Source organism: Geomonas subterranea, from assembly GCF_019063845.1.
In the GTDB taxonomy this organism is placed as follows: Bacteria; Desulfobacterota; Desulfuromonadia; order Geobacterales; family Geobacteraceae; genus Geomonas; species Geomonas subterranea.
In genome coordinates this window covers 2,498,683-2,519,319 of sequence record NZ_CP077683.1, presented here as the reverse complement: position 1 = coordinate 2,519,319, position 20,637 = coordinate 2,498,683, and the positions used below count along the sequence as shown (strand labels likewise).

At 64.4% G+C, this 20,637-nt stretch carries 17 protein-coding genes; 12 read left to right on the top strand and 5 right to left on the bottom strand.

Translation table 11 applies throughout. The annotated features are described in order from the left end of the window. Window positions 1-123 precede the first annotated feature (123 nt). On the bottom strand, window positions 124-1,086 hold the full coding sequence (holB, locus tag KP001_RS10935; RefSeq protein WP_217285682.1) for a DNA polymerase III subunit delta': 963 nt from the start codon (window positions 1,084-1,086) through the stop codon (window positions 124-126). Further along, on the bottom strand, window positions 1,087-1,734 hold the full coding sequence (tmk, locus tag KP001_RS10930) for a dTMP kinase (RefSeq protein ID WP_217285681.1): 648 nt from the start codon (window positions 1,732-1,734) through the stop codon (window positions 1,087-1,089). Between the two features lie 246 nt (window positions 1,735-1,980). On the opposite strand from tmk, the gene rnc reads away from it, so the two are divergent. The 6 genes from rnc to KP001_RS10900 all read left to right on the top strand — a co-directional run bounded on the left by rnc (window position 1,981) and on the right by KP001_RS10900 (window position 9,650). Then, the gene (gene rnc, locus KP001_RS10925) at window positions 1,981-2,679 is read left to right on the top strand and encodes a ribonuclease III (RefSeq protein WP_217285680.1); all 699 of its coding nucleotides are present in this window, start codon (window positions 1,981-1,983) and stop codon (window positions 2,677-2,679) included. Further along, a complete protein-coding gene (locus KP001_RS10920) occupies window positions 2,676-3,728 on the top strand; it encodes an elongator complex protein 3 (protein ID WP_217285679.1) in 1,053 nt (350 codons plus the stop codon). The genes rnc and KP001_RS10920 overlap by 4 nt, the downstream gene beginning before the upstream one ends. 140 nt (window positions 3,729-3,868) lie before the next feature. Then, window positions 3,869-4,765, top strand: a complete 897-nt coding sequence (gene era, locus KP001_RS10915; RefSeq protein WP_217285678.1) for a GTPase Era — start codon at window positions 3,869-3,871, stop codon at window positions 4,763-4,765. 270 nt (window positions 4,766-5,035) lie between these two features. Continuing rightward, window positions 5,036-6,562 (top strand): NapC/NirT family cytochrome c, encoded by a 1,527-nt coding sequence (locus KP001_RS10910; RefSeq protein WP_217285677.1) that lies wholly within the window; start codon window positions 5,036-5,038, stop codon window positions 6,560-6,562. Between the two features lie 404 nt (window positions 6,563-6,966). Next, window positions 6,967-7,644, top strand: coding sequence for a PTS sugar transporter subunit IIA (locus tag KP001_RS10905; RefSeq protein ID WP_217285676.1), 678 nt, complete (start codon window positions 6,967-6,969; stop codon window positions 7,642-7,644). Between the two features lie 2 nt (window positions 7,645-7,646). Continuing rightward, window positions 7,647-9,650: a proton-conducting transporter transmembrane domain-containing protein gene (locus tag KP001_RS10900; RefSeq protein ID WP_217285675.1), complete on the top strand. Its 2,004-nt coding sequence runs from the start codon at window positions 7,647-7,649 to the stop codon at window positions 9,648-9,650. Between the two features lie 185 nt (window positions 9,651-9,835). Here KP001_RS10900 and nrfD read toward each other — a convergent pair whose 3' ends face one another. Genes nrfD through KP001_RS10885 form a run of 3 tightly spaced genes read right to left on the bottom strand, consistent with a single transcriptional unit; the run spans window position 9,836 to window position 12,341 of the window. Continuing rightward, window positions 9,836-11,083 (bottom strand): NrfD/PsrC family molybdoenzyme membrane anchor subunit, encoded by a 1,248-nt coding sequence (nrfD, locus tag KP001_RS10895; RefSeq protein WP_217285674.1) that lies wholly within the window; start codon window positions 11,081-11,083, stop codon window positions 9,836-9,838. Between the two features lie 2 nt (window positions 11,084-11,085). Further along, window positions 11,086-11,868 carry a 4Fe-4S dicluster domain-containing protein gene (locus KP001_RS10890; RefSeq protein WP_217285673.1) on the bottom strand — a complete coding sequence of 261 codons (783 nt, stop codon included), beginning with the start codon at window positions 11,866-11,868 and terminating at the stop codon, window positions 11,086-11,088. Further along, window positions 11,865-12,341 carry a cytochrome C gene (locus tag KP001_RS10885; protein ID WP_217285672.1) on the bottom strand — a complete coding sequence of 159 codons (477 nt, stop codon included), beginning with the start codon at window positions 12,339-12,341 and terminating at the stop codon, window positions 11,865-11,867. Before KP001_RS10885 ends, KP001_RS10890 begins: the two co-directional genes overlap by 4 nt. 400 nt (window positions 12,342-12,741) lie before the next feature. Between KP001_RS10885 and KP001_RS10880 the strand changes: the two genes are divergently transcribed. The 6 genes from KP001_RS10880 (at window position 12,742) to KP001_RS10855 (ending at window position 20,580) form a co-directional block, all read left to right on the top strand. Next, complete coding sequence (locus KP001_RS10880) at window positions 12,742-14,718, top strand: proton-conducting transporter transmembrane domain-containing protein (protein WP_239027757.1); 1,977 nt, start codon at window positions 12,742-12,744, stop codon at window positions 14,716-14,718. Window positions 14,719-15,052: 334 nt separating this feature from the next. Beyond that, entirely contained in the window at window positions 15,053-15,961 is a 909-nt protein-coding gene (locus KP001_RS10875; protein ID WP_217285671.1) for a respiratory chain complex I subunit 1 family protein, read from the top strand. A gap of 4 nt (window positions 15,962-15,965) precedes the next feature. Then, window positions 15,966-16,607 carry a hydrogenase gene (locus KP001_RS10870; protein ID WP_217285670.1) on the top strand — a complete coding sequence of 214 codons (642 nt, stop codon included), beginning with the start codon at window positions 15,966-15,968 and terminating at the stop codon, window positions 16,605-16,607. Window positions 16,608-16,611: 4 nt separating this feature from the next. Then, window positions 16,612-18,045 (top strand): proton-conducting transporter transmembrane domain-containing protein, encoded by a 1,434-nt coding sequence (locus KP001_RS10865; protein WP_217285669.1) that lies wholly within the window; start codon window positions 16,612-16,614, stop codon window positions 18,043-18,045. Then, a complete protein-coding gene (locus tag KP001_RS10860) occupies window positions 18,042-19,553 on the top strand; it encodes a hydrogenase large subunit (protein WP_217285668.1) in 1,512 nt (503 codons plus the stop codon). The genes KP001_RS10865 and KP001_RS10860 overlap by 4 nt, the downstream gene beginning before the upstream one ends. A 268-nt stretch (window positions 19,554-19,821) precedes the next feature. After that, on the top strand, window positions 19,822-20,580 hold the full coding sequence (locus KP001_RS10855) for an NADH-quinone oxidoreductase subunit B family protein (RefSeq protein WP_217285667.1): 759 nt from the start codon (window positions 19,822-19,824) through the stop codon (window positions 20,578-20,580). Window positions 20,581-20,637: the final 57 nt, after the last annotated feature.

Here is a 20,637-nt window from a genome sequence, read left to right as displayed (position 1 = left end):
GGTTCGTGTACCAGGTGCTACGAGAAAAGCTTCTAACGCGGATACGCAACGCCGCGAAGACGCAAACGGGATGGATGCAGCTTGCTCCTCGCCGAGCCTTGGCGCCCGGGCGTTATGGCTCTCTTACCGCGCCGCCAGGCGCATGAAGAAGACCTCCAAGGCGAGCCTCGCGTTCACATTGCGAACGAGCAGCCGGCGCAGTGAGACCAGTTGCTCGATCAATTCGATGCTCGTCGATTCCGTGCAGTGTCCGGCTTCCCTGGCCACCAGGTGGGTCAGGTCCAGGTTGGCCAGCGCGTCAGGGGTGGATGGGTAGATGAGCACGTCCCGGAGAAAGGAGAGGAGCAGCTCCAGAAATCCCGGCAGCCCTTCCTTGTCCGCGGCGAGTTCCTCCGCCGTGGCGAAGAGGGCGTTGATATTCTTCAGGTTCAGGCTGAGCACCCGCTCCAGAAAGCTCACCCGCCCCTCGAGGACGCCGTCTCCCGCGATCTCCAGAGCGCGGCTCAGGCTGCCGCCGGAAAGCGACGCCGCCACCCGCGCCGCCTCGGCCGGGAACTGGTCCCGCACCAGCCGCCCCTCGATCAGCTCCGCCGGCAACGGCTGGAACTCCAGCGTCTGGCAGCGGGAGAGGATGGTCTGCAGCACGGCGGAGCGCTCGGCGGTGACCAGGATCATCAGCGCGTTGCCAGGAGGCTCCTCCAGGGTCTTCAACAGGGCGTTGCCTGAGGCGAGGTTCAGCTTCTCCGCGCCATCTATGATGCACGCCTTCTTGGGCGCCTCGAACGGGCGATAGGAGAGCTCCTTCTGCAGCTCCCGTACCTGGTCGATCTTTATGAAGGCGCCGTCGGGCTCCAGGATGTGCAGGTCCGGGTGCTGGCCGCTCGCGATCTTGCGGCAGGAGGAACAGACGCCGCAGGCCTCTTCGTTGCCGCAGAAAACCGCCTGCACCATGGCCAGGGCGGTCTTTTTCTTGCCGCACCCCTCGATGCCGGAGAAAAGGTAGGCGTGCGCCACCCGCTCCAGCGCGATGGAGCGCTTCAGCACCGAGATGGCCCGCTCCTGCCCGATGACTTCGGAGAAGGGCATCTAGCGCGCACCCGCCGGAAGCCGGCCCATGAGCGCCGCCGTGACCAGCACCTCGGTCCGTGCCACGTCGCCGGAACCGTCCACCACGATGAAGCGCTCCGGGTAGGCGCGCGCGAGCGCCAGGTACCCCTCGCGCACCCGCTCGTGGAAACGCACCGATTCCAACTCGAAGCGCTCCTCGCGGGCGCCGCTGGTCGCCTCGATGCGGGACAGGGCGCGGGACAGTCCTGTCTGGACCGGGCAGTCGATGAGCACGGTGAGGTCTGGCTGCACCCCGCCGGTGGCCAGCGCGTTCAGCTGGCGGATCACATCGAGGTCGAGCTCCCTGCCGTGCCCCTGGTAGGCGACGGTGGCGTCGGTGAACCTGTCGCACAGTACCGTCTCGCCCCGCTCAAGCGCCGGGACGATCACCTCCTGGACGTGCTGGGCACGCGCCGCCGCGTAGAGCAGCAGCTCCGACAGGGGGGTGATGGCGCTGTTCTTCGCGTCCAGCAGGATGGCGCGCATCTGGTCCGCTATCGGGCATCCGCCGGGTTCGCGGGTGGCGACCACCGTCTCTCCGGCCGTCTCCAGGCGCTCCTTCAGGAGCCTCAGCTGGGTCGTTTTGCCGCACCCCTCAACGCCTTCAAATGTAATGAAAAAGCCCATGTCTCCGGTCTCATGATCCTCTATAAAATCACTGAATTATATGGGAGGGGCGATTATTATGCAAGATTTAAATGCCCCCGCGAAGCCGCGTGGCACAGCCCCTGGCCGCGGCTGGCGCCGCTTCGCGGGGCACCGCCCGGCGGCGTCACTTAAGCCGCCAATGCGCTGCCGCGGAGAACCCTATTGCCATGCCGCGCCCCTTTGTCTATATTTGGCTCAAATTAAGAAAAGGCACGGGCTTTTATTATGAATGAGATGCAGGAGAAACCCCTGGCGGGGCTCGAGGCGCGCATCAAGTACCGTTTCGTCAACCGCGAGCTCCTGGATGAGGCGTTGACCCATCGCACCTACGTCAACGAGGCGGGGGGGAAGGACAACCAGCGCCTGGAGTTCTTCGGCGACGCGGTGCTCGATTTCCTGCTTTCCGACCTTTTGCTGCGGCGTTTCCCGGAGAGCCGCGAGGGGGAACTGACCAAGATCCGGGCCGCGCTGGTGGACGAGGTGAGCCTTGGGCGCATCGCTGCCGAACTGGAGCTGGGGGCGTCGCTGCGCCTTGGGCGGGGCGAGGAGAAAGGGGGAGGGCGGCAGAAGCGATCTCTTCTGGCGGACGCCTTCGAGGCCCTGCTCGCCGCGCTGTACCTGGACGGCGGCATCGACCCCGCGCGGCGCGTGGTGCACGAGCTGTTCGAACCCCTGCTGGATTCCCCGCAACGGCTCTCCGGGCGGGACGCCAAGACCGAACTGCAGGAGCTGGCGAGAACCCTGCGGCGGGAGATGCCGCGCTACCAGCTGAAAGAGGCCACCGGCCCCGACCACGACCGCCGCTTCACCGTGGAGATCTACCTGGGTGAAGAACTGATGGGGGAGGGGGTGGGGCGGACCAAGAAGGAGGCCGAGCAGGACGCGGCCCGCGCCGCCAACCTGGTCCTCAAGGGTGAGCGTTGAGACCGCTATTGGTCCCCTTTTTCATTTCCCATCAGGGGTGCCCGCACCGCTGCGTCTTCTGCGACCAGGAGCGCGTGGCCGGCGCCGCGGCGGGACTTCCCACCCCCGGGCACCTGCTGCGCCGCATCGAGGAGTACCGGCTGGGGGCGCCGGCGCGGCAGCTGGAAGTCGCCTTTTACGGCGGCACCTTCACCGCGCTCCCCCGCCGGGACCAGGAGGGGCTGCTTCTTCCCCTGCAGCCGCTGCTGGCCGCGGGAATCGTGCGATCGGTGCGGCTCTCCACGCGCCCCGATGCCGTCGATCCGGACACCGCGGCCTTTCTGAAGGAGCATGGGGTCGCCACGGTCGAACTGGGCGTGCAGTCGCTGGACCCGGAGGTGCTCCTTCTCTCCGGGCGCGGCCACGGTCCCTGCGAGGTGGAGCTGTCGGTGGCCGTCCTCAAGAGGGCCGGGATCGAGGTGGGGCTCCAGCTCATGCCGGGACTTCCCGGCGACACGCCGCAGCGCTCGCTGGTCTCGTTGCGGCGTGCGCTCGCCCTCAAACCAGCATTTCTGCGCATCTACCCCACCCTGGTCATCGAGGGGACCGAGCTGGCGCGGCGCTACCGTGAGGGAAGCTATCATCCCCTCTCCCTGCCGCAGGCGGTGTCCCTGTGCAAGGAGATGCTGGTTGCCGCCGGGGAGGCCGGTGTTCCGGTGATCCGCTTCGGACTGCAGCCCACCTCCGAGCTCGACTCCCCCGGGGTGGTGCTGGCCGGACCCTACCATCCGGCCTTCGGACAGCTGGTCGAGTCCGAGCTCTGCTTCGACCGCATGTCCGCGCTCCTCGAGGGGATCCCGGCAGGAAGCCGGGTCACGTTCGGCGCTCCCCAGGGGAGGGTCTCCGACCTCGTGGGGCAGAGCAGGGGAAACCTGCGGCGGCTTGTCGCCAACTACGGCGTAAACCCATCCGTCTCCGAGGACACCGCGCTCCCTCACGGCCGCATCTCCCTTACCTGGGGCGAGCTGGTCCGGTACGCGAGCCTCTTCGAGTCTCACCCCCGTCACTAGGCAGAACGCAGGTTCGAGGTATACTGTGTCGGTGCGCCTTACACCGGTGCGGATGCAAAGAACGCTTTCCTTGCAGTACCAATTCCCGTATGTTGTAACGCTTCGATCACCGCAACAAGAGCCAGGAGGGCATTAAGAATATGTCTGAAAAGATATTCCGTTCCGGTTTCGTCTCCATCGTGGGGCGGCCGAATGTTGGCAAGTCGACGCTGTTGAACCGCATCCTGGGTGAGAAGCTGATGATCACCTCGGACAAGCCCCAGACCACCCGCAACCAGATCAAGGGGATCCACAACGTGCCCGGCGGGCAGATCGTCTTCCTGGATACTCCGGGGATCCACCGGGCCAAGACCCGCCTGAACAAGTTCATGGTGGAGGAGGCCCTCTCCTCGGTGCAGGGGGTGGACCTGATCATGTTCCTCGTCGACGGCGCCTTCGATCCCGAGCAGGAGGCGGGGATGATCAAGGAGGTTCTCTCCGGCGTCGAGGCCCCCGTTATCCTGGTGCTGAACAAGATCGACCTGATCCCGAAGGGGGACCTCCTCGGGCGCATGGCGGTCTACGGCGAAACCTACCCGTTCAAGGAAATAATCCCGGTGTCGGCCGCTTCCGGCGACGGCGTGGACCAGTTGGTGCAACTGGTGCACGGGCTTTTGCCCGAAGGCCCCTGCTATTTTCCCGACGACATCCTGACCGACGTGCCGGAGCGCTTCATCGTCGCCGAGATCATCCGCGAGAAGATCTTCCGGTTGACCCGGGACGAGGTTCCCTATTCGACGGCGGTGGTGGTGGACAGCTTCAAGGAACGGGAAAACGGGGTGGTGGCGATCCAGGCGACCATCAACGTGGAGCGCGATTCCCAAAAGGGGATCATCATCGGCCGCAAGGGAGACATGCTGAAGAAGATCGGCTCCCAGGCGCGCCAGGAGATCGAGCGGCTGCTGGACACCAAGGTGTTCCTGGAACTGTTCGTGCGGGTGAGCGGCGAGTGGAGCGATAACAGCAGGATGCTCAAGGAGTTCGGCTACGAGTCGTGACGGAGCGGAAAGCGCTCCCGTACTCCTCATGAGTAATTGCTTGCAGTCTATAAGTTTGTTTGATAGTATAACATTGTTTTTTATTTTTCCGGTGCAGGCTCTAGCTGTGGCTCCATTTCCCTCATGATTCCTGCGGGTTTTTTGTAGATAGTTGTTTTAAAATATCGCGTATACATTAACATAGTTTTTTTTGACATAAGTCATGTCGGATAGTAAGGTTCTGCCCTATTTTCCTGGAACCATACGTAACACACGCAAGGAGACGACACTATGGCATTAAGAAAGTATGCCGGCTACGCCTGGAACCTGATCAGCCTGGTCGGCATGATCCTGGCCGTCACCGCGACGGGCCTGATCATCGGCTTCCTCTCCTACGAGGGGATAACCGGCGTCGAGAAGCCCTACCTCGGCCTGATGACCTACTTCCTCTTCCCTGGCATGCTCATCGTGGGCCTCATCCTGGTCCCGCTGGGCGCCTACGTCGTACGGGAAAAGAGGCGTAGGCACCCGGACGAGGAAATCCCCCCCTTCCCGCGGGTGGACTTCAACGACGCACACAAACGCCATCTGTTCCTCTTCTTCATCGTTGCCAGCATCGGCTTTGTGCTCATCGTCTCCGTAGCTTCCCTCAAGGGGTACGAATTCACCGAATCGACCACCTTCTGCGGTGAGCTCTGTCACCGGGTCATGGAGCCCGAGCACGTTGCCTGGGCCAACTCTCCGCATGCCAAGGTCAAATGCGTGGAGTGCCATGTGGGCCCCGGCGCCGCATGGTACGTGAAAGCCAAGATCTCCGGCATGAGGCAGCTCTACGCGGTCGCCTTCCACACCTACCCGGAGACCATCGAGACGCCGATCGACAACCTCCGTCCGGCGCGCGATACCTGTGAACACTGCCACTGGCCCGAAAAGTTCTACGCCGGGCGCCAGAAGGTGTTCTACCATTACGCTCCCAACGAGGAGAACACGCCGCGCGAGATCAACATGCTGATCAACATCGGCGGGACCCCCAAGAGCGAGCACCACAGGGGCATCCACTGGCACATCGGCCAGGAAGTCTCCTACATCGCGACCGACAGGCAGCGCATGAACATCCCGTACATCGCGGTCAAGGAGAAAGACGGCACCGTCACCGAATACATGACCACCGAGAAGCCGCTCTCCAAGGATGACGTTGCCAAGGCGCAGAAAAGGGTCATGGACTGCCTCGACTGCCACAACCGTCCGGCTCACGTCTACCGTTCGCCCGGCGTCGAGATGGACGAGGCGTTTGCCGCCAAACGCATCGACCAGGGGCTGCCGTACCTGAAGAAGACCGCGGTCGAGATCCTGACCAGGCCGTACAAGGACAAGGAAGAGGCCAAGGCGACCATCGCCAAGGAACTTCCCGCGTACTACGCCAAGAACTACCCGCAGGTCGCCAAGGCCAAGGAGAAGGAAGTAGCGCACGCCGTCACCGTCGTGCAGGACATCTACAACAAGAACTTCTTCCCGTCCATGAAGATTTCCTGGAACACGTACCCGAACCACATCGGCCACTTCTACAGCCCCGGGTGTTTCCGCTGCCACGACGGCAAGCACAAGACCGCTTCCGGCAAGGTTATCTCCAAGGACTGCAACATGTGTCACACCGTGCTGAGCCAGAAGCAGGAGAACATCCCGGCCGGCGCGGCCCCGGTTAAAGAGTTCGTCCACCCGGTTGACATCGGCGATGAACTCTTCAAAGCGAACTGCAGCGACTGCCACTCGGCAGGGGGGCAGGACGTCCCCGGCGGCGAGAAGCACGCCAAGAAGTAAAACAGCAAGAGAAAGCCCCCGGAACGCTCCGGGGGCTTTTTACTTCGGGAAGAGAAGGAAAAGGGGACAGGCTACTTTTTCTGTTTTCCGGTTCCCCTTGAATGGAGTGACGTTGGGAGCCCGGACATTTGCAGACTTTGCAGACTGTCTACCGGGCCAGGTTGCCCATAGAAACCATGAGCTTGAAAAGTAGCCTGTCCCCTTTTTTTTTCCTTTTTTCGGCTTCACCCCCGGAATTCCGGGATGAGCCTTCGCGAAGGGGAGGAGGGGGACGGTAAGACCTCCTGTTCGTCGAGCAGTCCCCCAACCAGTCGGTAAGATTCGCTTTTTCAACATTAACGGCGTTGCATCTTCATCTTAACGGTGCTATACCTTTCCGTGTTCAGCAATGGGGGGAAGAGTCGATGTTGATGAAGGCTTCAGAAGTGGCCGCGCTGCTGCACCAGGACGAGAGCACGGTCCTCAAGTGGATCCGGAAGGAAAAACTTCCGGCCACCCTGGTGCACGGAACCTACCAGATCAACCGGGTCGATCTCCTGGAGTGGGCCACCGAGCATGGCATCAAGGTGCCGCCCGAACTGTTCGAGGCGGTGCAGGCCGACCTGGACCTCCCCACCCTGGCCCAGGCCCTGGAAGCCGGCGGGATCCACTGCGGCGTCCCCGGCGACGACAAGCTCTCCGTGCTGCGCAACGTGGTCAACCTGCTGCGGCTCCCCCCGCAGGTAGACCCGGAATTCCTGCTCCAGGTGCTACTGGCCCGCGAAGCCCTCGGTACCACTGCCGTCGGCGACGGCATCGCCATCCCCCACGTCCGCAATCCGATCCTGCTGCAGACCAAGCCGCAGCCTGCCGTGTCCCTCTGCTTCCTGGAGCAACCGATCGACTTCGGGGCTCTGGACGGCATCCCGGTGCGCATCCTGTTCCTGATAACCAGCCCCACGGTAAAGGTGCACCTGCATCTGCTGTCCCGGCTCGCCTACGCCCTGCATGACCAGGAGTTCCGGGGCATCCTCAACAACGCCTGTGATCCCGCGGCCATCATGGAAGCCGCCCGGCGCTTCGAGCGCGGCAAGAGGAGCTGATCATGACCTTCTCCGGCGAGCCTGCGACCTCTCTTGGATTGTTGTTGCTCGCCGTCTGCTGCCAGGCCGTGTCGGGCGTGCCGCTTTTGCTGCGCCCGGGTTCTAGCCTCGCCCAGCGTCTGGGGGTCTCGCTCATGGTCGCCGCGTCCATCATGGGGTGCGCCGGTGCACTCGGTGCCGTCTTCCTGCCCGCGGACGGAACCTGGTTGCTTCCCTCCGGGCTTCCCTTTGGTGGGTTCGAGATCGGAAGCGACGCGCTCTCCTCCCTGTTTCTGCTCCCCATCTTCATCGTTACCGGCTGCTGCGCCGTCTATGGCGCGGGTTACTGGCCGGTGGCGCGGCACACCGCGCACGGCGGCAAGCTCGCCTTCTTCCTCGGGCTCTTGTCCGCCGCCCTCACCATGGTGCTCGTCGCCAGGAGCACGCTGCTCTTTCTGATGGCGTGGGAGGTGATGGCCTTCGCCGCCTACTTCGCCCTCACCGCCGAGGACGAAAAGCCGCAGGTGCGCGAGGCCGGGGTGCTCTACCTGATCACGGCCCACTTCGGGGCGCTGGCTCTCTTCGCCACCTTCTCGCTGCTCAACGCGGCGACCGGCGCCTACCTGTTCCCGTCTCCCGGTTCCCTCGCCGCCACCGGGCCGCTTGCCACGGCAGTCTTTCTGACCGCCCTGTTCGGCTTTGGCATGAAAGCGGGGGTGATGCCGCTGCATATCTGGCTCCCCTCGGCGCACGCCAACGCCCCCAGCCACGTCTCGGCAATTCTCTCCGGGGTGGTGCTGAAGACCGGGGTCTACGGGATGATGCGCGTCTTCTGCGCCTTCAGCGATCCGCCGCTATGGTGGGGTGGCGTGGTCCTGGTAATGGGCGCCGTTTCGGCGGTTCTCGGGGTCGCCTACGCCATCGGGCAGCACGACCTGAAGCGGCTTCTGGCCTACCACAGCATCGAGAACATCGGCATCATCCTGATGGGGCTCGGCATGGCGCTGATCGGCGCGAACCAGGGATGGGAGGCGCTGGTCGCCCTCGGTGCGGCGGGGGCGCTCTTGCACGTCGTGAACCACGCCCTCTTCAAGGCGCTGCTCTTTCTCTCGGCCGGTTCGGTGATCCACGCCACCGGCACCAGGGAGATCGACCTCTTGGGAGGCGTGGCGCGCCGGTTGCCCCGCACGGCCTCATTTTTCCTGGTGGGAGCCGTCGCCATCTGCGGGCTTCCCCCCCTGAACGGATTCGTCAGCGAATTGATGATCTACCTGGGCGCCTTCAACTCCATCGGCGCAGCGGCCGGCCTCGGGCCGTCGCTTCCCGCGCTGGCGGCGCCGGTGCTGGCGCTGGTGGGGGGGCTTGCGGTCGCCTGCTTCGTCAAAGTGTACGGGGTGGTCTTTCTGGGGGCGCCGCGCTCGTCGGAACATGCAGGAGGGGATGAGGCGGGAGCGGGGATGCTGCTGCCCATGGGGGTGCTTGCCGCGTGCTGCGGGGTGATAGGTTTGGCGCCGGGGCTGCTGGTGCCGGTCCTGGACGCGGCCCTGGGCGACTACGGCGGGTCGCTGGCGTTGCAAGGGATCGCCAGCCTGGTTCCCTTCCCCTGGATCTCGATCGTCGGGGTGGGGCTCCTCCTGCTCCTGGCCCTGCTCTGGGTCTTCGTTGCCAGGCGCTCCGCGCGTCTGCCGGTGCCGGTAGCGCCGACCTGGGGGTGCGGATACCTAAGGCCAACGCCCCGGATGCAGTACACGGCCTCCTCGTTCGGCGCCATGCTCGTGACGTGGTTCTCGGTGCTGCTGCGTCCCGAGCGGCACCGCACCGAGGTGCACGGACTTTTCCCGGGGCCCTCCAGTCACGAGAGCCATCTTCCCGAGACGGTGCTGGAGAAGGGGTATCTCCCCTTTCTGGAGTATCTGTTCGAGAAGGCCCAGCCGGTGCGGCGCCTGCAGCACGGCAAGCTGAACATCTACATCTTCTACACCTTCGTGACGCTGGTCCTCCTGCTCGCGTTGACCTCCGCGCAGTAGCGGTTCATCGGCTTCAAGCAAAGGCGGGCGAATATTTATTCGCCCGCCTCTTTCTTTCCCTTTGCCGCCGCGACTGTGACTTCTTATCCTCCCCCCACAAAAACCTCTTCCACCCATGCCGAGGCTTCGGTGAACAAGCCCGGAGGGCGAGGGGGCAACGTAGAACATAGAACGTAGAACCGCCGTTAATGCGTCTCCTTGAACACCGGCATCACCTTGTTCAAAACGTAGAAGATGCAGAAGGGAACCACCGCCACGATCATGGCGCCGAAGAATCCCTCCTTCAGCGTCTCCATGCTGTCCGGCCATATCGGCAGGACGTAGTGCATGAATCCGGAGAAGGAGGAGGAGAACGCCTGCCCGCCGATCACGACGTTCCAGCGCATCATGAAGACGCCCAGCAGCACCAGCACGGTTCCCACCGCCGCCCGGCGGATGGTCAGTCCCGGGATCAGGAACAGCACGAAGGGAACCAGGTTCCCAAGTCCGTACTGCACCACGAAGATGTTCACGAAATCCCGTTCGTAGATGACGCTCCTCAGGATGTCCCACGACTTGACCGCGGTGTATCCCCTGAAGATCAGGTCCAATAACTCCAGCGTGATGGCGGCCACCATGAACATGAGCAGGTAGCGCGAGGTCATGGCCACCACGTGGGCCTCGGCGCTCTTCAGTTCTTCCATGGAGGGGAGCTCCGGGTGGGCGAGCCTGCGCCGGCGCGCCAGTTGCTTGCGGATCTCCATGGTGAGGATGTAGGTGAGGATGCACAGGGCGATGCCGGAAACAACGGCCGAACAGATGAAGATGACCGGCATGAGCGGGGTCATCCAGAGCGCGTTCGCCTTCACCGACCCGAAGATGAAACCGGCGTAGCCGTGCAGGAAGCAGGCGACCGGGATGCCTGCGGCGGCAAGCTTCTTCACCGCCCGCTCGTCGGTCTCGAGCGCCTCGTGCGAGATATCCCAGGCGCCGAGCGTCAGTATGCTGAACAAAAGGTACTCTCCCTGCTGCAGCGCGCTCCGTCCCTCCACTGCCTTGAGCGACAGCGCGGTCTCCACGAAGTGCTTGCGGAACACGAACCAGAGCTCGGAAGCGACGATCATCCCGTAGGTGCTGAAGACGATGCCGAAGGCGGCGATGGCGGAGGTGAAGTGCGGCGTCATCATCACCTCGATGCCGCGCAGCGGCTGCTGCAGGTGCATCAAAAGCGGCAGCATGGCGACCGGCAGCAGCGCGAACGAGAACACCAGCGAGAAGCGCGCGATCCCCTTCAGCTGCTTCACCCCGAAGACGTGGTACAGCGAGGAGAGCACGAAGGCGCCCGCCACGAGGCCGGTCATGAACGGGTACATGACGATCTGGATGGTCCAGTAGATGTACTCGTTGGGGTAGGTGAAAAACTCCTTTATGGTCCAGGCTTCTCCATGCACCATGGCTATTTCACCTCCTTGGAAAGGCCGAGGTAGAAGACCTGCGGCTTGGTGCCGTACTCTTCCTTGAGCACGTTGACGCGCTCGGTCATGATGACCCTGGTTACCGGATCCTCGGGGTCCCTGAGGTTCCCCACGCGCCGGGCTCCGAAGGCGCAGCTGTCGACGCAGGCGGTCTGCATTCCCTTGGTGATGCGGTGGTAGCAGAAGTTGCACTTCTCGGCGACATGGAACACCGGATGGAAGAAGCGCACCCCGTAAGGGCACCCCATGATGCAGTAGCCGCAGCCGATGCACCAGCTGCGGTCCACCAGCACCACCCCGTCGGCGGTCTGGTAGGTGGCGCCCACGGGGCAGACCTGGACGCAGGGCGGGTTGTCGCACTGGTTGCAGAGCTTGGGCACGAAGAAGGCCTTCTCGATGTCGTCGTCCTTGATCTCCTCCAGCCTGCCGTGTCCGATGTCGATCCCCTTGTTGGGGAAGCCGTCCCGCGCCCCCTTGGGGGAGTCGATGTGGGTCTTGCCGTCTTTGGTCACGATGTAGCGCTCCACCCAGGTGCGGGTCACGTTGGCGTCATAGGGGACCTCGTTCTCCACCTTGCACCCCTTGACGCAGAAGCCGCACCCCACGCATTTCCGGGTGTCCACCAGGAAGACCCAGCGCGCACCCGTATCGTCCTTCTCGGCCAGAAGCCGCTTGGGGTCGAAAAGTTCCAGGCAGGAGAGGGGAATCGCCAGCCCCCCCGCGATGAGCAGAGATTTCTTGCAGAAGGATCGTCTCGAAATCATCTCTTGTGCCCCTCCTTCCTCGGGTCGTGCGGCCAGTGGCAGGTGACGCAGTCCAGGCCGACGTTGTGAGTCGTGGGGTCGATCCCCTTCATCACGCCCCGGCCGCTGTTGGGGTAGGGGAGGCGGGTGTGGCAGCGGGCACAGAGTTCGCGGCTGCGGTCGATGGTGAGCGACCGGGGATCGTCCGGGTGGTTCAGGGCGGGGCCGTGACAGTTCTCGCAATTGATGTTGCGGTGCGGCGACTCCTTCATCTCGTCGTATTTGTCGGGGTGGCAGTCCTTGCAGAAGGCCGCGGTCTTGTACTTCACCTTCACATCTTTCCACTGCTGCTCGTTGCCGGCGCGGTGCCAGCCGTACATGTACCCCCTGGCGCCGACCCCGAAGTCCGCGGGGACCAGGAATTTCCGCGCCACCAGGACCAGGGCGATCACCACCAGCACCACGACCAGCGGCCGCCAAACATGACTCTTCACAGCCTCCCTCCTTTCACCCTGATGTATCGGTTCGCGACAGCGTGGAAAAAACAGTCACGGTGTCTCGTTTCGTATAACAATGTTCGAACAAGAAACGGAGCTAGTGTTTAATGATAGCGGCAACCCGCTTGAAGACAAGCTACTTCAGCGGTATTGTTGTTTTATCTTCTGCTACCCGTCATTAAGAATCTTTTTTTGACAAATCTATTTTCAGGGAGTATGGTGAGGTCCCTGTCGCCCCAGTAAACCGTATCGACACCCAGTCGCCACTGTTGAAGGGAAAAACGGCAGGTTCTGGCAGCCTTGCTCCCCTTCCGCCCCGCCGGCATCCCCGGTTGCGCGGGAGGTTGAAACTCGATGGGCAGATTGACGATCCGTTCCTGGTTCGAAAGGGTGGGTTATGTTGTTTTTTGACATGATGCGGGACCCGGCTTCCCTGGTCCTTTGCGCAATAGCTCTAGCCGGCTGTTCGGGGCTTCCCGGTCTCGTGTTGCGAGACGGGACACTCGGACAACGGCTGGCCTCGGTAGCCGCGCTTTTAAGCGCTCTCCTCGCGCTACCGTCTCTTCTCTACCTGCTGCTGGGGGGAGGAGAAGCAACCTTCCTCCTGAACTGGAACCTCCCCTTCGGCCCCTGCGAAGTCGCCCTCGACCCTCTCTCTCTATTCTTTCTGATCCCCATCTTCCTGATCTTCCCCGCCGGCTCCCTCTACGCCCTCGGTTACTGGCCCGCCGCCTCGCACAGTTCCCAAAGAAGCGTCACCTTTTTCTACGGTCTTTTGGCCTGCGCCATGGCGCTGGTTGTGGTGTCCCGAAACGGCGCCATGTTCATGATGTCGTGGGAAATCATGGCGCTTTCCGGCTACTTTCTTCTGGTCGCGGAGCACCGCGAGGGGGAGGTGCGCGGCGCGGGGACGGTCTACCTCGTCGCGAGCCACCTGGGGGGAGCTGCACTCCTGCTCCTGTTCGCCTCGCTGTTCATGATCACCGGGAGCTTCGGGTTCCCGGGGGGCGGTTCGCTGGTCGCCGGCGCGGGTCTTACCGCCACCCTGTTCTGGCTCGCCCTCGCCGGGTTCGGCTCGAAGGCCGGCATCATGCCGCTGCACCTGTGGCTCCCGTCGGCCCACGCCAACGCCCCGAGCCACGTCTCGGCGCTTCTTTCCGGTGTCATGCTGAAGATCGGGGTCTACGGCATCCTCCGCGTGATCTCGTTCTTCCCGGAGCGCCCGCTCTGGTGGGGCGGGGTGCTCACCGTGGCCGGGCTCACCTCGGCGGTGATGGGGATCTGCGTCGCATCGGCGCAAAAGGACATCAAGCGCCTCCTGGCCTACAGCAGCATCGAGAACCTGGGCATCATCTGCGCGGGTATCGGGATGTTCCTCTTGGGGAATGGGACCGGCAACCAGCGGCTCGCCTTCCTGGGGCTCGCCGGGGCGCTCTTCCACGTACTGAACCACGCCATCTTCAAGCCGCTGCTCTTTTTCTGCGCCGGGAGCGTCATGCACGCCGCCGGCACCCGCGACCTGGACCGGATGGGTGGACTGGCCCGCCGGCTTCCCTACACCGCCTTCTTCACCCTGTGCGGCGCCGTCGCCATCTGCGGGCTTCCCCCCTTCAACGGCTTCGCCAGCGAGATGCTCCTGTACCTCGGGTTCTTCGGCGAGGCGCGTGCCGGTCAGCCTTTCGTGGCCCTCGGCGCGCCGGTTCTCGCATTGGTGGGGGGCGTCGCGGTGATCTCCTTCGTGAAGCTCTACGGCATCGCTTTTCTCGGGGAACCACGCACCGCGGCCGCCGCCGCGGCCCACGAGGCGAGCGGGACCATGCTTGCCCCCATCGGTCTTCTGGCCGGGCTCGCCCTCACCGGCGGCCTTTTTCCCCAGCTCTTTTTGGCCCTGGTGCAGCCGGCATTTCGGGGAATCGCCCCGGATGCGGCGCACGCCGCGCTCCTCCCGATCGCGCCGGTCTGGTTCGCACTGGCGGGGGGGAGCGTCATCTGTCTCGCTACGGTCCTCTTCCTGTTCCTGCAGGCAAAGACCAGCGGGCGCACCGCTGCCGCCTCCACCTGGGGGTGCGGCTACCTCCGTCCTTCGCCGCGCATCCAGTACACGGGCAGCTCTTTCGGCGCTTTCTTCTCCTCCCTCGCGGGATCCTTGATCCGCACCCGGATCACCATGGGGCAGATAACCGGCCTCACCCCCGCCGCGGCCCGGCTGAGCTATCACCCGGAGGAGACGCTGCTGCACCGGGTGGTGTTGCCGGTCCTGAGCGTCGCGGGGATCGCCTGCGCCTTCGTCAGACGCCTGCAGCACGGCGAGGTGCAGATCTATATTCTCTATATCTTCGTCACGCTGATGCTGCTTTTGTTGTGGGTGCATTAAAAGGTTCCCTACCCCTCCGGGAGAGGGTGGCCGGAGGCCGGGTGAGGGAGACGCCACGAAGAGACAGAATCGCCTGTTGCAGCGCCCTCACCCCGACCCTCTCCCGGTGGGAGAGGGAGGTGGGGCAGAAGGCAACAAGAACGACGCCGGGAAAAGGGTGGGCGAATGATTATTCGCCCCTACAGGGATGGGACACGACCTGCTGGGCGAGTGATTATTCGCCCCCACCGGGATGGGACACGACCCGCTGGGTGGATGGTTATTCGCCCCTACAGGGATGGGACACGACCCGCTGGGCGGATGAGTATCCGCCCCTACGGCACAGGAGTCGGACATGATCGACACAATCTTCCACGTGGTGCTGGTGCTGGCCATGCCCCCGCTGTTGCTGGGGGTGATCGGCAAGACCAAGGCGGCCTTCGCCGGGAGGGTGGGCGCTCCCTTCCTGCAGCCCTACTACGACATGGGACGGCTCATGAAAAAGGGGATCGTCCTCTCCGACAGCACCACCTGGATCTTCCGCGCCGGGCCGGTGGTGACGCTCGCCGCTACCCTGTTCGCCGCGCTCCTGGTGCCGCTTGGGAAGCACCCGGCCCCGATCTCCTTCGAGGGGGACATGATCCTCTTCGCCTACCTCTTCGCCCTGGGGCGCTTCTTCACCACGACGGCGGCGCTCGACACCGCCTCCAGCTTCGAGGGGATGGGGGCGGCGCGCGAGGTGAGCTTCTCCTGCCTGGCCGAGCCGACGCTCTTTTTCGCCCTGATCACCCTGACCAGGCTCTCGGGGACCATGAGCCTCACCCCGATGCTGCAGCACGTGACCCCTCCGGTCTGGATGGCGACCGGCGCGTCGCTCATCCTGCTTTTGGCCGGCCTCTTCGTGGTGCTCCTGGCCGAGAACTGCCGCATCCCCTTCGACGATCCCAACACGCACCTAGAGCTCACCATGATCCACGAGGTGATGGTGCTCGACCATAGCGGCCCCTATTTCTGCTGCGTCCTCTACGGCGCCGCCTTGAAGCTCTACCTCCTGGGGGCGCTCTTCGTGAACATCGCGCTCCCCTTCGCCTCGGGCAACGCCTACCTCGACTGGGCCACCTTCGCGGCGGGTATGCTGCTCCTCGCGGTGGCCATCGGGGTGGTCGAGTCGGTGATGGCGCGCCTGAGGCTCATCCGCGTGCCGCAGCTTCTGGTGGCGGCGTTGATACTGACCGCATTTTCCCTGGTTCTGGTTGTGAGGTGACCATATGAATTCCCTGGCCGACCAGCTGCTGGTACTCTGCCTTTTGATCAACTTCGCCGTCCTGGGGACCAGCCGGCTCGCCTTCTCGGTCCGCTGCGTGGCGGTGCAGGGGGTGCTGCTCGGCACGCTCCCGGCGCTGGTGCACCCCTTCTCCTGGCACGTCAGCTTCATCGTGGTGAGCATCATCCTGGTCAAGGGGGCGCTGATCCCGGTCCTGATCATCCGGGCCATCAAGAAGGCCGAGATCGAGCGCGAGTTCTCCCCCTTCATCGGCTATATCCCATCGCTTGTGCTGGGGGCGCTCTTCACCTCGCTCGCCTTCATCTTCGCCGCCAAGCTCCCGCTCTCTCCCGAGCACGAGGGGCTCCTGATCGTGCCGGCGGCCGCCGCGACCCTCATGAGCGGCTTCCTGGTCCTCATGGGGAGGCGCAAGGCGATCTCGCAGGTGCTCGGGTACCTGCTCATGGAGAACGGCATCTTCCTGTTCGGCCTCCTTTTGGCAGACGCCATGCCGGTCATGGTGGAGGCGGGGGCGCTCCTCGACCTCCTGGTCGGCATCTTCGTCATGGGGATCGTCATCAACCACATCAGCCGCGAGTTCTCGAGCATCGACACCTCGAGACTCTCCGCGCTGAGGGAGGAATAGCGACATGATGTGGGCCCTGGTCCTTCTTCCGCTTCTTGGCGCCGCGCTCTCCTGGCTTGTCCCGGACAACCGCAGGCGCGTCTGGGTGCTCCCCCTCTTCTCCCTGGCGCAGCTCGGGGTGAGCGCAGCGCTCCTGGTGCACACGCCCCCCCCCTCCCCGGCGGGATGGATATGGCTCGACCCACTGGGGAAGCTGGTGCTCATGGCCAACAGCGTTCTCTTCACCATCTGCTCTTTCTACGCGGTGGGGTACCTGAGCTACCGGCTCAAGCGCCCGAACCGGGTCCTGTGCGCCTCGCTGCTGGTCTGCCTCTCCGCTACCTCGCTGGTGGTCATCTCGCAGCACCTGGGGCTCCTCTGGATCGCGCTCGAGGCCACCACCCTGACCATGGCGCCGCTCATCTACTTCAACCACAACGCCCGCTCCATCGAGGCGACCTGGAAGTACCTCCTCATCTGCTCGGTGGGGATCGCCATCGCCCTTTTGGGGCTCTTCTTCCTGGCATACTCCACCATCGTGGCGAAGCAGGAGGTGAGCCTCCTCCTCCCGACCCTGATCCGGGACGCCGCAGCCCTGCATCCGGGGTGGCGCCACGCCGCGTTCATCTTCCTGCTGGTGGGCTTCGGCTCGAAGATGGGGCTCGCGCCGCTGCATACCTGGAAGCCGGACGCCTACGGGGAGGCCCCGGGGCTGGTCGGTGCCCTGCTCGCCGGGGGGCTCGTGAACTGCGCCCTCCTGGCGCTTCTGCGTGTCTACCAGGTGGCCGCCGCCTCGAGCGAAGGGGCGCTCTTCCAGCAGGTGCTCCTCACCATGGGGCTCGTCTCCATGGCCTTCGCCGCCGTGTTCATGGCGCGCCAGAGCGACTTCAAGAGGATGCTCGCCTATTCAAGCGTGGAGCACGTCGGCATCATCGCGGTGGCGCTGGGGCTGGGAAAGGGGGCGCTCTTCGCGGGGCTCTTGCACATGATCAACAACTCCCTCACCAAGGGGGTGCTCTTTCTTTCCTGCGGCAACATCCACCGTGCCTTCAACTCCAAGAGCACCCTGTTCGTGCGGGGCGCCATCCGGCGCACCCCCTGGTCGGCCGCGCTCTTTCTCGCCGCCTTCCTGGCCATCACCGGGTCGCCACCCTTCGCCCCCTTCGTCAGCGAGTTCCTCATCGTCTCCTCCGCCTTCGGGCAGGGAAACCACTGGACCGGCGGGCTGTTCCTCCTGTTCCTGGCGTTGATCTTCATCGGCATGGCCTCCACCGTGCTCCCGGTCGTCCTGGGGGAGGTGCCGCAGGACCTGGAGCGGACCCGCTACCGGGATGCCGCGCCCACGGTTTTGCCCCCCCTGGTGCTGATGGGGCTCGTGCTGGTGCTGGGGCTGTGGATACCGGCGCCGCTGCAGGACCTCCTGCGCGAGGCGGCGCGGCTTTTGGGAGGTGAGGCATGAGCCCGGCCCTGGTCTTCACCCAAAACGGCGGTGTGCTGTCGCGCCGGGAGATACCGCGTCACGCGCCGGAGCGCTTCGCGCAGGCGCTTCTCTCCGCGATTGACGGCGGCTGGCGTGTGGTCTCCTACTTCGGGATGCAGGAGGATGACGGGGTGTGCCTGTACTGCCTCCTCTCCTTCAAGAGCCACGCCACCATAGGTGTCATGAGCACCCTGGTCACCGGCAAAAACTTCTACTCGCTGGTTTCCGAGGCGCCGCAGCTGCACCTCTTCGAGCGCGAGATCGCCGAGCAGTTCTACCTGAACCTGGAGGGGCACCCCTGGCCCAAGCCGGTCCGTTTCGCGCCGGCGCTCGGCTCGCTTCCCGGGGATACTCCGCAGCCCCCTCCCACCATCGGCGTGATGGACTTCTACCGCGTCGATGGTGACGAGGTGCACGAGGTGGCGGTCGGGCCGGTGCATGCCGGCATCATCGAGCCGGGTCACTTCCGCTTCCAGTGCTTCGGCGAGGAGGTGATGCACCTGGAGATTTCGCTCGGTTACCAGCACAGGGGGGTCGAGCGGATGATGCAGGGACGCCCGGGCGAGCGGATGCGCAAGCTCATGGAGACGGTGGCGGGAGACACCAGCATCGGCCACGGCACCGCCTACGCGATGATCGTCGAGGCCCTTTCCGGGACGCGGGTGCCGGCCCGGGCCCAGGCGGTGCGCGGCATCGCCCTGGAACTGGAGCGGCTTGCCAATCACACCGGCGACCTGGGCGCCATCGCAGGAGACGTCGGCTACCTTCCAACCGCCTCGTTCTGCGGCAGGATCCGCGGCGATTTTCTCAATGTGACCGCGGGGATCTGCGGCAGCCGCTTCGGGCGGGACCTGGTCCTTCCGGGGGGGGTGCGTTTCGACCTGGACAGCGCCGGGGCGCGGCAGCTTGCCGACCGCATCAAGGTGGCCCGCGACGAGGTGCACAACGCGGTCGATCTACTCTGGGATACCCCGTCCGTGCTGGCGAGGCTCGAGGGAACCGGCGTGGTGAGCGAGCAGACGGCGATAGAACTTGGGCTGGTGGGACCTGCCGCCCGCGCCAGCGGCCTCAACCGGGACATCCGCCGCGACCATCCTTTCGGCATCTACAGCATGAGCCAGATCCCGGTGGAGACCGCGAAGAGCGGCGACGTCTACGCGAGGACCATGGTGCGCTGGCTGGAGATGGAGAAGTCGCTCGACTTCATCGAGGAGCAGCTTTCCCAGCTGCCGGGCGTGGAGGTGGCGAACCCCGTGCGCGAGGTGGGTGGGGGGCAACTCGCAGTGGCGCTGACCGAAGGGTGGCGTGGCGAGATCTGCCATGTGGCTCTCACTGACGAGCGGGGCAATTTCCTGCGCTACAAGGTGACCGACCCCTCCTTCCACAACTGGACCGGTCTCGCGCTGGCACTCCGCGGGGGGCAGATCTCGGACTTCCCGCTGTGCAACAAGAGCTTCAACCTTTCCTACTGCGGGTTCGACCTCTAGCCGCAGCACTCTGCATGTCCGCTACCCCTCTCCCTCCGGGAGAGGGTGCCCGAAGGGCGGGTGAGGGCGTGGCCACGAAGTGGCGTCCTCCCCGGGGGAAGACCCTCACCCCGCCCCTCTCCCAGAGGGAGAGGGAGGATGGATTGGGAGGACGGACTGGGAGGACGGACAGGCGCTTCTCTACTACCGCCGCTTCTCTACTACCCTCTCCTTCCGGGAGAGGGGGGATGAACCGAAGAGTTGGTTATCAGAAGACAGGAGTCGCATCATGATCAAGGCCATACTCGCACGCATCAAGCAGGGGCACCGCACCATGGCGTACCCGAAGGAACCGCTCCCGCTGCCGGAGCGCTTCCGTGGCTACCCGGAACTCAAAGGTTCTCTCTGCCCTCCCGACTGCCGCCTCTGCGCCGACGCCTGCCCGGTGGGGGCTGTGGGATCTGCGCAGGGTCTCTCCGTCGACCTCGGAAAGTGCCTGTTCTGCGCCGAATGTGCCGGTGCCTGTCCTAAAGGTGCCATCTCCTACACCAACGACGCCCGCCTGGCCGTGAACTCCCGCGAGGACCTGGTGGTGCGGGAAGGGGAGGAGCGCAGGCTGGCGCGGGCCCTGGACCAGAAGATGCTGGCGCTGTTCGGGCGCTCACTGAAGTTCCGTTCCGTGGTCGCCGGCGGCTGCAACGCCTGCGAGGCCGACAGTAACGTCCTTTCCACCATCGGCTGGGATATCGGGCGGTTCGGACTGCAGTTCGTCGCCAGCCCGCGCCATGCCGACGCCCTCTGGGTCACCGGTCCGGTGACGGAGAACATGCGCGAGGCGCTGCTGAGGACCTACGAGGCCATCCCGGCCCCCAAACTCGTCATCGCCTGCGGCGCCTGCGCCATCAACGGCGGCCCCTTCATCGGCTCCCCTGCCGCCCACGACGGGGTGGACCGCCTGCTGCCGGTCGATCTCTACATCCCGGGGTGCCCGCCGCACCCGGTGACCATCCTGGACGGCTTGTTGCGCCTGCTGGACCGCATGGGTTGAAACGGCAATTCCTAAAAAGCTTGCACTACGGCGAAGTTTCGGTTATTCAAGAGGTTG

What these genes read in the sequence shown, in the direction of transcription:
- KP001_RS10865 (WP_217285669.1), top strand. Translation starts at nt 16,612, where the DNA reads ATGATGTGGGCCCTGGTCCTTCTTCCGCTTCTTGGCGCCGCGCTCTCC.
- KP001_RS10855 (WP_217285667.1), top strand. Translation starts at nt 19,822, where the DNA reads ATGATCAAGGCCATACTCGCACGCATCAAGCAGGGGCACCGCACCATG.
- KP001_RS10910 (WP_217285677.1), top strand. Translation starts at nt 5,036, where the DNA reads ATGGCATTAAGAAAGTATGCCGGCTACGCCTGGAACCTGATCAGCCTG.
- rnc (WP_217285680.1), top strand. Translation starts at nt 1,981, where the DNA reads ATGAATGAGATGCAGGAGAAACCCCTGGCGGGGCTCGAGGCGCGCATC.
- KP001_RS10900 (WP_217285675.1), top strand. Translation starts at nt 7,647, where the DNA reads ATGACCTTCTCCGGCGAGCCTGCGACCTCTCTTGGATTGTTGTTGCTC.
- tmk (WP_217285681.1), bottom strand. Translation starts at nt 1,734, where the DNA reads ATGGGCTTTTTCATTACATTTGAAGGCGTTGAGGGGTGCGGCAAAACG.
- era (WP_217285678.1), top strand. Translation starts at nt 3,869, where the DNA reads ATGTCTGAAAAGATATTCCGTTCCGGTTTCGTCTCCATCGTGGGGCGG.
- KP001_RS10890 (WP_217285673.1), bottom strand. Translation starts at nt 11,868, where the DNA reads ATGATTTCGAGACGATCCTTCTGCAAGAAATCTCTGCTCATCGCGGGG.
- KP001_RS10860 (WP_217285668.1), top strand. Translation starts at nt 18,042, where the DNA reads ATGAGCCCGGCCCTGGTCTTCACCCAAAACGGCGGTGTGCTGTCGCGC.
- KP001_RS10880 (WP_239027757.1), top strand. Translation starts at nt 12,742, where the DNA reads ATGTTGTTTTTTGACATGATGCGGGACCCGGCTTCCCTGGTCCTTTGC.
- KP001_RS10905 (WP_217285676.1), top strand. Translation starts at nt 6,967, where the DNA reads ATGTTGATGAAGGCTTCAGAAGTGGCCGCGCTGCTGCACCAGGACGAG.
- KP001_RS10870 (WP_217285670.1), top strand. Translation starts at nt 15,966, where the DNA reads ATGAATTCCCTGGCCGACCAGCTGCTGGTACTCTGCCTTTTGATCAAC.
- KP001_RS10875 (WP_217285671.1), top strand. Translation starts at nt 15,053, where the DNA reads ATGATCGACACAATCTTCCACGTGGTGCTGGTGCTGGCCATGCCCCCG.
- nrfD (WP_217285674.1), bottom strand. Translation starts at nt 11,083, where the DNA reads ATGGTGCATGGAGAAGCCTGGACCATAAAGGAGTTTTTCACCTACCCC.
- holB (WP_217285682.1), bottom strand. Translation starts at nt 1,086, where the DNA reads ATGCCCTTCTCCGAAGTCATCGGGCAGGAGCGGGCCATCTCGGTGCTG.